Annotated in this window: 2 protein-coding genes; both read right to left on the bottom strand. The window is 75.3% G+C overall.

Annotation, left to right across the window (positions count from 1 at the left end; all coding sequences use genetic code 11):
• Positions 1–10: 10 nt before the first annotated feature.
• A complete protein-coding gene (locus tag FOE67_RS25950) occupies positions 11–703 on the bottom strand; it encodes a GntR family transcriptional regulator (protein ID WP_182667264.1) in 693 nt (230 codons plus the stop codon).
• 109 nt (positions 704–812) lie between these two features.
• Positions 813–1,306 (bottom strand): DUF2690 domain-containing protein (locus FOE67_RS25945; RefSeq protein WP_182667263.1); only part of this gene is annotated, 494 nt, incomplete at its 5' end.

Below are 1,306 nucleotides of genomic sequence, written 5' to 3'. Positions count from 1 at the left end.
CGCCGGTGACTCACCCGTCGGTCGGATCCGCGGCGTGCGGGGAGTCCGTCGCCGTGTCCAGCAGCGGTGCCAACGTCTCCCAGTTGGCGCGTGTGGCGGCCACCGCCCCCTCCGTGTCCCCGGCCCCGCACCGCTCGACGACGAGGTCGTGCTGCGCGACCGACTCCCGGCCCGCGAGGGAGGAGAAACGCAGCCGCTCCCATCGCCGCAGGAGCGGGGTGAACTGCTCCAGGACCGCCCGCACGGCGTCGTTCCCGCAGACGGTGACGGGAACACCGTGGAACGCGTCGTCGGCGGCGATCGCGCCCTCCACGTCGCCGACCCGCAGGGCCGACGCGAAGCGGGAGTTGGCCTCCCGCATGGCGGTCAGGTCCCCGGCGGAGAGCAGCGGAACGGCCTCGCGCACCGCCAGTTCGTGCATCGCCGAGACCACCGAGCGGGCATGCCGGGCGGCGCGCGTGTCCAAGGGGCTGACCATGGTCCACCGGCCGGGGCGGGTCCGCACCAGACCGGCCTGTTCCAACCGGGCCAGGGCCTCGCGCACCGGGGTGCGGCTGATGCCCAACCACTCCGCGAGTTCCGCGTCGTTCAGCCGCTCGCCGGGGGCGAGGGTGCCGTCGACGATCGCGTCCCGGATCGCCCGGTGGGCGTTCTCCCGCAGCAGGGATCTGGGAACGAGCCCGCGGCTCCGTGGTACCGGCATGCAATATATTGCATGCCGGCGGGGAAGCCCTGTCAAGGGCCGGCCGCCGCCCGCTGCGGGGGAGCGGCGGACCCCGGCCCGCCGGATCGGCCGACCCGGCGGGCCGCGCTCAGGGGGAGAAGCAGCGGGGTTCGGGGGAGTCGGCGGTGCGCAGACAGGCCTCCACGTCCTCGGTCGTACCGCCCACCATCGGGGTGTAGATGTACCCCTCGGCGTCCCAACGGTCCCGGATGGTCGTCTCCTGCGCGCCCTCCTCGGGGGAGCGGATCTCCACCCGGTCACCCACCGACCCCAGCCAGATCCTCGCCCACGCCGCCTCGCACCCCCGACTCCACCGGATCTCCATGCGCGCCCCGCCGGGAAAACGGTGGCCTGCGACGGTCAACGGCTCGTGAACGGGAAGGGTGCAGCCCTGCGACTCGGGATCCTTGCCCGTGCACCCCGGCCCCACGCAGCCGGGCGGCGGCGGCTCGGCCTCCCCCCGTGAGGTGCCCCCCGGCGGCAGCAGCGCCAGCGTCACGATCAACCCCGCGTAGGCGAGCGCCCCGGGAGCCACCAGGGCCCAGCGCCGGCGGCGCAGCCGGGCCCGGGCCTCCCGCCCAC

Source organism: Streptomyces calidiresistens, assembly GCF_014141525.1.
Lineage (GTDB): Bacteria > Actinomycetota > Actinomycetes > Streptomycetales > Streptomycetaceae > Streptomyces > Streptomyces calidiresistens.
The sequence above is the reverse complement of the archived record's forward strand: the minus strand, read 5'-3'. Positions and strand labels throughout refer to the sequence as shown.